At 42.4% G+C, this 8,115-nt stretch carries 10 protein-coding genes and 1 pseudogene; all 11 read right to left on the bottom strand.

All coding sequences use genetic code 11. From position 1 onward, the window contains the following. On the bottom strand, positions 1-135 hold a 135-nt coding region (locus tag SORDD15_RS10415; protein WP_231097639.1), incomplete at its 3' end, for an AAA family ATPase. Between the two features lie 6 nt (positions 136-141). Further along, on the bottom strand, positions 142-573 hold the full coding sequence (locus SORDD15_RS02025; RefSeq protein ID WP_001034390.1) for an arginine repressor: 432 nt from the start codon (positions 571-573) through the stop codon (positions 142-144). Next, a complete protein-coding gene (locus tag SORDD15_RS02020; protein WP_061413890.1) occupies positions 566-1,381 on the bottom strand; it encodes a TlyA family RNA methyltransferase in 816 nt (271 codons plus the stop codon). The genes SORDD15_RS02025 and SORDD15_RS02020 overlap by 8 nt, the downstream gene beginning before the upstream one ends. Continuing rightward, on the bottom strand, positions 1,374-2,249 hold the full coding sequence (locus SORDD15_RS02015; protein WP_061413889.1) for a polyprenyl synthetase family protein: 876 nt from the start codon (positions 2,247-2,249) through the stop codon (positions 1,374-1,376). Before SORDD15_RS02015 ends, SORDD15_RS02020 begins: the two co-directional genes overlap by 8 nt. Next, positions 2,246-2,458 (bottom strand): exodeoxyribonuclease VII small subunit, encoded by a 213-nt coding sequence (locus SORDD15_RS02010; protein ID WP_061413888.1) that lies wholly within the window; start codon positions 2,456-2,458, stop codon positions 2,246-2,248. Before SORDD15_RS02010 ends, SORDD15_RS02015 begins: the two co-directional genes overlap by 4 nt. Beyond that, a pseudogene (xseA, locus tag SORDD15_RS02005) lies at positions 2,436-3,775 on the bottom strand (exodeoxyribonuclease VII large subunit). Before xseA ends, SORDD15_RS02010 begins: the two are co-directional and overlap by 23 nt. 128 nt (positions 3,776-3,903) lie before the next feature. Then, the gene (gene udk / locus SORDD15_RS02000; protein WP_001181376.1) at positions 3,904-4,542 is read right to left on the bottom strand and encodes a uridine kinase; all 639 of its coding nucleotides are present in this window, start codon (positions 4,540-4,542) and stop codon (positions 3,904-3,906) included. Between the two features lie 114 nt (positions 4,543-4,656). Next, entirely contained in the window at positions 4,657-5,535 is an 879-nt protein-coding gene (gene truB / locus SORDD15_RS01995) for a tRNA pseudouridine(55) synthase TruB (protein WP_061413887.1), read from the bottom strand. A gap of 3 nt (positions 5,536-5,538) precedes the next feature. Continuing rightward, positions 5,539-6,342 carry an alpha/beta fold hydrolase gene (locus SORDD15_RS01990; RefSeq protein WP_061413886.1) on the bottom strand — a complete coding sequence of 268 codons (804 nt, stop codon included), beginning with the start codon at positions 6,340-6,342 and terminating at the stop codon, positions 5,539-5,541. A gap of 46 nt (positions 6,343-6,388) precedes the next feature. After that, positions 6,389-6,817: a GNAT family N-acetyltransferase gene (locus SORDD15_RS01985; protein ID WP_061413884.1), complete on the bottom strand. Its 429-nt coding sequence runs from the start codon at positions 6,815-6,817 to the stop codon at positions 6,389-6,391. 9 nt (positions 6,818-6,826) lie between these two features. Further along, positions 6,827-8,101: a DUF2130 domain-containing protein gene (locus SORDD15_RS01980; RefSeq protein ID WP_061413882.1), complete on the bottom strand. Its 1,275-nt coding sequence runs from the start codon at positions 8,099-8,101 to the stop codon at positions 6,827-6,829. Positions 8,102-8,115 lie beyond the last annotated feature (14 nt).

The following is an 8,115-nucleotide window of genomic DNA, read 5'->3' as shown; positions in this document are numbered from 1 at the left end:
CATGAGATTCATAGCGTCGATAATGATAGACTTTCCAGCACCCGTTTCTCCGGTCAAAACAGTCATACCCTTTTCAAAATTGAGGGAAATCGCCTCAATAATGGCAAAGTTTTTTATCGAAATTTCAAGTAACATACTGACCTACCATTTTTTGACTTGTTCAACAATTTCTTCAGCTGCCTCTGCTGTTCTAGCTACAATTAAGATAGAATCATCATCAGCTAGACAGCTAAAAATCTGTTCAGAAAATGCTTCAACCAACTGACTCTTCACAAAAATGGTATTTCCAGGAATGACAGCAAGGTTGATCATATTTCCCATTAACTCAGAACTCACAATATTGTCCTCAGCCAACTGCAAACTTTTGACAATTGATTTCGGCAACTCATAGATATAGGTGTTGTTCTTCAAAGGAATTTTAACAATACCAAGCTCCTTGATGTCCCTTGAGACAGTGGCTTGAGTAGCAGAAATACCTGCTTCCTTCAAATGCTCAACGATTTCTTCCTGAGTCCCGATTTGATAATCCGTAACAAATCTTCTAATTTTTTCAAGTCTCTCTTTTTTATTCATCTTTAAATTCTCTATGCGCTCTCTCTACAACTTTTTCTATTTCAGGGGCAACTTGATTACTTGCTCCCTCTTCCTTTTTCAAATATGCCAGAAATTCGATGTTTCCATGTCCACCTTGGATGGGAGAAAAGTCCAAACCAAGGACTGAAAATCCTTCCTCTACTGCCATAGCTGTGACAGATTCAAGGACAGTTTGATGAACCTTGGCATCACGAATAATCCCATTTTTCCCAATCTGCTCACGACCTGCTTCAAACTGGGGCTTAACCAGAGCCACCACCTGCCCTTGATCTGCCAAGACACGGTGCAAGGCAGGTAGAATCAGACTGAGGGAAATGAAACTCACATCAATACTGGCAAAGATCGGTTCCGGCTCAAAATCAGTCTTTTCAGCATAACGAAAATTAAACTGCTCCATGCTGACAACCCGTGGGTCTTGGCGTAATTTCCAAGCCAACTGATTGGTACCAACATCGACTGCAAAGACCAACTCAGCACCATTTTGCAACATGACATCAGTAAATCCTCCAGTGGAAGCCCCAATATCAATCGTGGTTGCTCCATCCACTGATAAATCAAAGATCTGCAAGGCCTTCTCTAGTTTTAGACCACCTCGACTGACATACTTGAGTTTTTCACCCTTGAGTTTTAACTCGGTGTCATCTGAAATTTTCTCTCCTGGCTTGTCAAATCGTTCTCCATTGAGGACTGCTACGACAAGCCCAGCCATGACACCGCGCTTGGCCTGTTCTCGCGTTTCAAACAAGCCCTGTTTGTAAGCTAGTACGTCCACTCTTTCCTTAGCCATTGATTCTCAAACTTTCTACTACTTTCACAATCGGCGCTGTTTCAAAGCTGACTTGCTGGGCAATTTCTTCTAATTTAGCCTCGGCTTGATCCAGAGTTTGGTTACAAAAGGTAATAGCCTCTTCCAAGCCCAACAAGGCAGGATAGGTTGACTTTTCAGCTTGTAAATCCTTTTGTGGTGTTTTGCCGATTTCCTCAAAACTAGCTGTCACATCCAGTACATCATCTCGAACTTGAAATGCCAGCCCAATCAACTCACCAACAGTTTTCAGTTTTACCTGCATTTCAGGAGCCAACTCAGCTATGATAGCAGCTGCTTGAAAGGGATAAGCTAGCAATTTTCCAGTCTTATTGGCATGAATGGTCTGAAGTTCTTCCAAAGACAAATGCTGGTGTTCGCCTTCCATATCTAAAACCTGCCCGGCAACCATGCCTAGACTCCCTGAAGCAAGCGATAAGTTGGCAATCAAGTCCACCTTGATCTGACTTGGCAAATCCGCCTGCGCTATTAAGGCATAGGGATCTAGGAACAAGGCGTCTCCTGCCAATATTGCCATCGCTTCGCCAAATTTCTTATGATTGGTTAAACGCCCTCGACGGTAATCGTCATCATCCATAGCAGGAAGGTCATCGTGAATCAAGCTCCCTGTATGAATCATTTCCAAGGCCGCGGCCACCTGCGCGTGAGCAGGTTTAATAGCGACCTGCAAGGCTTCCAGAACTTCTAACAAGAGAAAAGGCCGAATACGCTTGCCACCAGCATGAATGGAATAGAGAACAGACTCTCGTAAACTAGAGGCAAACTGCTGGTCTCCATAAAAATCTTCCAAAGCCGATTTAACAAGAGCTAATTTTTCTTGCTTCTTCATTCAAAATCACTTTCTGTTCCGTCTTCTTGCATGACCTTGACCAAGGTTTTTTCAGCCTTGTCCAGCGTCGCTTGGAGCTCTTTTGACAAGACCATGCCCTTTTGAAAGGACGCAATCGCATCTTCCAGAGCGATTTCCCCATTTTCCAAACTTTGGACAATGGTTTCCAGTTCTGCTAGATTTTCCTCAAATTTCTTTTGTTTTGACATCTTTAACCTCTAATTCTACTTGACCATCTCGCATCAAAAGCGTCACTTGGTCTTTTTTCTTCAAACTCTCAACTGAATCTACTACGGACTCTTCCTTTTTGACAATAGCATAACCACGCGCCACGATTCGACTGGTATCCAACATCAGTAGAGCTTCTGAAAGTCTCTTGACTTCAGCAACCTTGGCATCATAAACCAGCGCCATTTGGCTACGTAGGAGCTTGTCCAACTGACCTAAACGGTCTTGAGAACGCTGGATTTTGGTTATAGGTGATAATTGGACTAGTTGATGCGTCCTTGCTTGGACTAGCTGTTTATTATCAGAAATCCGTGTTCGCAAACTTTGTTTTAATCGCAGTTGTAGTTGATCTAACCGTTGCAAATATCCATCGTACAAGCGCTCTGGTTGTCTAAAGATGACTGACTGACTGCATTTTTTCAAAGCTTCTTTTTTCTTGACAGGACATTCTGAACTGCTGTTGCCATCCGCTTTTCTTGATTTTGCAAATGAGTTAACACATCCAACTTGGTCACAGGCGTTGCCAGTTCAGCTGCAGCTGTTGGCGTTGCAGCCCGTCTATCTGCCACAAAATCCGCTAAGGTCACATCCGTCTCATGACCAACACTAGAGATGATGGGCAAACGAGATTCAAAAATAGCCCGTACCACAATTTCTTCGTTAAAGGCCCAGAGATCCTCGATGGAACCACCACCGCGACCAATGATGAGCAAATCTAAATCGTCACGTTGATTGGCACGCGCAATATTTCGAGCAATTTCCTCCGCAGCTCCATCACCTTGTACCTTAGTCGGATAGAGAAGGATATCAACACCTGGAAAGCGCCTGCTGACGGTCGTGATTATATCACGAATAACAGCTCCACTGCGACTGGTTACCACACCAATTCTCTTAGAAAACTGGGGAAGAGGTTGCTTGAATATCTCTTGAAATAAACCTTCTTCCGTCAATTTTTTCTTGAGTTGTTCAAACTGAATCGCGAGCGCCCCAACCCCATCAGGCTCAGCCTTTTCAATGATGATAGAGTAGCTCCCACTGGGTTCATAAACCTGCACACGCCCAATTACATTGATCTTCATACCTTCTTCCAGGTCGAAACCTAATTTCTGATAGATCCCTGACCAGATGGTCGCTTGAATAACTGCATGGTCATCTTTTAAGGAGAAATATTGGTGAGTAGGTCGTTTACGAAAGTTGGAAACTTGACCAGTTAAATAGACCCGTTCCAAGTAAGGGTCTTTATCGAATTTCATTTTCAGATACTTGGTCAAAGTTGTTATTGATAAATACTTTTCCATCTCCACCTACTATACATTTTCTTGCTTTTCCATGGGTATTATTATACCAAAAACATGCTTAAAAATCACCTTTTTCCTACTGAAACTAAAGGAAAAATAGAAAAAGGAGGCAAGGCCTCCTCATCTGATTATTTACTGTTTCGCGCTTCTTCCAAAATCTTTGCAATTTTTGTCGTCAAAAGGTCGATAGCAACTGTATTGCTGACCCCTTCAGGAATGACGATATCGGCATACCGTTTGGTCGGCTCGATGAACTGGTGATACATAGGTTTTACCACACCAAGATATTGGTCAATCACACTATCCAGACTACGACCACGCTCTTCCATATCACGCTTGATACGACGAATAATGCGCACATCATCATCCGTATCCACAAAAATCTTGATGTCCATCAAGTCGCGCAAGCGCTTGTCCTCCAAGACCAGAATCCCCTCAACGATAAAGACATCCTGAGGCTCCTGACGATAGGTCTTGCTACTCCGTGTATGCTCTGTATAGTCATAAGTTGGAATATCCACCGGGCGCCCTGCCAACAATTCCTTAATCTGCTCAATCATCAAGTCTGTATCAAAGGCAAATGGATGGTCGTAGTTGGTTTTGACCCGCTCTTCAAAGGTCAAATGAGACTGATCCTTGTAGTATGAATCATGCTCAATCATGGAAATCTTTTCATCAGGAAAGTGAGATAAAATGGCTCTTGAAACACTGGTCTTACCACCACCAGAACCACCTGTCACTCCGATAATGATTGGTCTATTTTGCATGCTATCCTCCGTTTTTTTATCCGTCGTCTATTCTATCACATTTTTTGCAAAATTTATAGTCTGATTTTGGATAGTCTAGGGGAAACATCAATCTATCCCCACAATCTAGTTAAACTAGCTAAAAACCTTTCTCGGTTTGTAGAAATTGTCCCTTTTTTCTAAAATGGCAAGCAATTTATCACCTTCAAAAGCAGCCAATTCTTGTTCTGTTTGGTCTAGCTCGATAAAACGACCAAAGCGCACTTCTGTAGCTTGTTCTGGAGTTAGGATAACTTTAACAAGGTCACCTGTACCAATCTCTAAAGGATGGAGAAAGTCCAGCTGACCAGCCTCCATTTTTGCAGCAATTTCGTCCAAGGTAAGAGCATCTTCTAGCTGCAAACCTGCAGCACTCATTCGAATCAGATGGGACATATGGGCCGCATAACCAAGCTTCTCTCCCAAGTCAACTGACAAGGTACGGATATAAGTCCCCTTACTGCATTTCACACGAAAGGTAAAACGCGCAAGTTCGCTCTCATAAGAAATCGGACTTGTCCGCTCAAATTGATAAATGGTCACCTGACGTTCTGGACGTTCCGCTTCCTGACCAGCACGCGCATACTCATAGAGCTTGCGACCATTAACCTTGACAGCCGAGTACATAGGCGGAATTTGAGTAATAGGCCCAGTCAGACTAGCAATCGCTTCATCGACAATGGTTTCATCCAAGGGCGACAAAACAGGGGTCTCTGCGACCACTTCTCCACTGGCATCCTCAGTCGTCGTTGAATAACCAAGAGTGATTTCCCCCTCATAGACCTTGCCCTCGTCCTGCATAAACTCGACCATGCGGGTCGCCTTACCAACCGCAATCGGCAAAACACCCACCACATCTGGATCCAAGGTCCCACCATGACCAATTTTCTTGGTTCCCAAAATCCTACGCAGCTTAAAAACCGCATCATGCGAAGTCATCCCCGCTTCTTTTTTTAAGTTGATAATACCGTTCATTCATTAACTTTCTAAAAATACTAAAACTCTCTTTTGGAAATCCTTATTCTGCTCATAAAGTGCATGGCCGCACTCTGGCAAAATAGTGAGCTGGCTATCTTTGATATGCTGATGCAATTCAAGTGAAGCTTCTACGCCTAGAACATCATCCTTTTCTGCTCCAATGATTAGCGTAGAACAGTTTATTTTTTCCAAAATGGTTAGGCTATCGTGTTTCAAACAAGATACAGCCTGAATAGCAATGCGTTGTTTATCTTTAATACGGCCAAAAATTCCCATTATTCGATAAAGGTATTTGAATTTTCCGAAGGATTTAGTTGTGTAAGAGTGACTAGCAATATCAACCATCAGTTCTTTATAAGTCCCTATTTGACTCAGGCTTAGCCAGCGTCTAATCCGCTCCATACCAAGCTCACTTAGTTTTGCAGTAGTAACAGCCAAAATCAAACTTTCAACCTTTTCTGGAAAATCTACAGCTACCCATTGAGCAATCATACCACCTTGGGAAATCCCCATGACGACAGAACTTTTTAAATTCAATACATCCATAGCTTCCGCTACATCAGCAGCCATATTTCGTGTTGTATAATTTTCTGGCAACTTATTGATGCGACTAAAAACATAAACTTTGTAACGTTCCGCAAGTATACGGTATATGATTGAAAGAGGTATAGCTATACCTTTCACGGTCTGAAGCCCATCCCCCAAGCCTGGTATAATTACTAGAGGATCCTTTCCTTTTCCAAATGTCACATAGTCCATGCTCTTTTCGTTAAAATGTAAGGTTTTCCATTTTGTTGAAGACATTACTTCGTTCCCTCTACTATTTTTTCATGATTTATTTATGTTGAATTTATAAATGCAAGGCAAAGCCAGCAGTCACTTTTTCAAATCCAACTGCCTGATAAAACTGATGTGCAGCATTTCGTTCAGCGGTTAATCCACTATTTAGAGCCAATGCCTTAACTCCTTCTTTTATCGCTTGTTTTTTCAATTCATCAATTAGCCTACTAGCAATTCCTTGTCGTCTTGTTTCTTTTGCAACTGACAAAGCTAAAATACGATAGTAAGATCCATCTGCTTCAAAAAAGAAGAGCTTTGCATAACCTAAGAAACCTAAAATTTCTCCGTTTCTTTCAGCTAGAAGACAACCATAATTTGGTTGAGAAAGAATTATTTCTAAACGTCGAGACAGCTTAGAAGCGGTCGTTGGATAGCCCAAATCTTCGTATAAAGACAGTAGGGCTTCAGCATCTTTCATGGTTGCTTTTCGTATCTGCATAGGATCCTCCTACTCCCCCTTCAACGCTTCAAACTTGGCTTTCATAGTTGGATTTTTTCGAGTCAATTTTTTGACTGAGACATCGTCCAACTTGTTGTTAGCCAAGCGAAGTTGGTTTTCAGATGTGGTTAGGAACTTTTTGACCTCTTCCATCCGCTTAATAGCCTTGTCGATTTCATCGATTGCTTTGCCAAAATTTGTCGAAGCAGACTTGTAGTTCTTAGCAAAAGCTAGTTTAAAGGCGTCCAAGTCTTCCTCAAAATGTGTAATATCGATATTCTGCTCCCGAACCAAGGCCAGTTCTTGCTTATACTGTAGCGAGTTAAGCGCTGCATTCCGTAGAAGACCAATCAACTGAATAAAGAATTGAGGACGAACCACATACATCTTTTCATACTCGTGGCTGACGTCCACAATTCCAGTGTTAAAGTAGTCGTTATCTGCTTCCAACATGGTCACCAAAACTGCATACTCACAGTTTTTCTCCCGCCGGTCCTTGTCCAATTCCTTGTAGAAGTCCGCATTCTTGTGCTTTTTCTCTGTTCCATCCGCTTCATTTTTCATCTCAAACATGATGGAAATGATTTCGACACCATTTTCATCACATTCACGGAAGATAAAGTCTCCCTTAGATCCACGCGCAGAGACCTTGTTATCCTTCTCAAAGTAGGCATTTGGAAAGGCAAAACTACGAACCTTGTTAAACTCACTCTCTGCATACTGTTCCAAACTTTCCCCGATAGCCTTGGTAGATTGTTGCGCTTTGAAATTCTTGTAAAATTCGACTTGCTCATTAGCCGCCTTGAGCTGGGCTTCGTAATTCTGCTTAACAGAAGCCAAAGACAACTCATTTTCCTTTTCTTGCAAAAGGAGCTGATTTTTGACCTGATCCCGTTCTTTTTCAAGGTCAGAAAGGGTCTTTTGCAGTTGATTTTCATGCTCCAAACGCAAGGTAGTCAATTGGTTTTCCAAGGCCTGCACTTCCTTGTCCTTAGCCAATAAGGCCTGGTGGCTTGTCTGTTCAACTTCTTTCTTGGCCAATTCCTTCTCTGTATCAAAGTTTTGGATTTGACTCTGCAGTTGCGCAATTTCTTGATCCTTCTGAGCCAGTTTAGACTGTTGATCATTCATGGCCTTCTGCTCAGCCAAGGCCAGTTCCTGCTTCATTCGATCGTGCAATTCCTTATCAAACTCTGCCGTTCTCACTTGAGACAAGAGTTCGGCATACTGACTTTCATTTACTGTAAAGACTTCCCCACAGTTGGGACATTTGATTTCGTTCATATCTTTCCTCTTTC

Source organism: Streptococcus oralis (genome assembly GCF_001578935.1).
Taxonomy (GTDB): Bacteria; Bacillota; Bacilli; order Lactobacillales; family Streptococcaceae; genus Streptococcus; species Streptococcus oralis_R.
The sequence above is the reverse complement of the archived record's forward strand: the minus strand, read 5'-3'. Positions and strand labels throughout refer to the sequence as shown.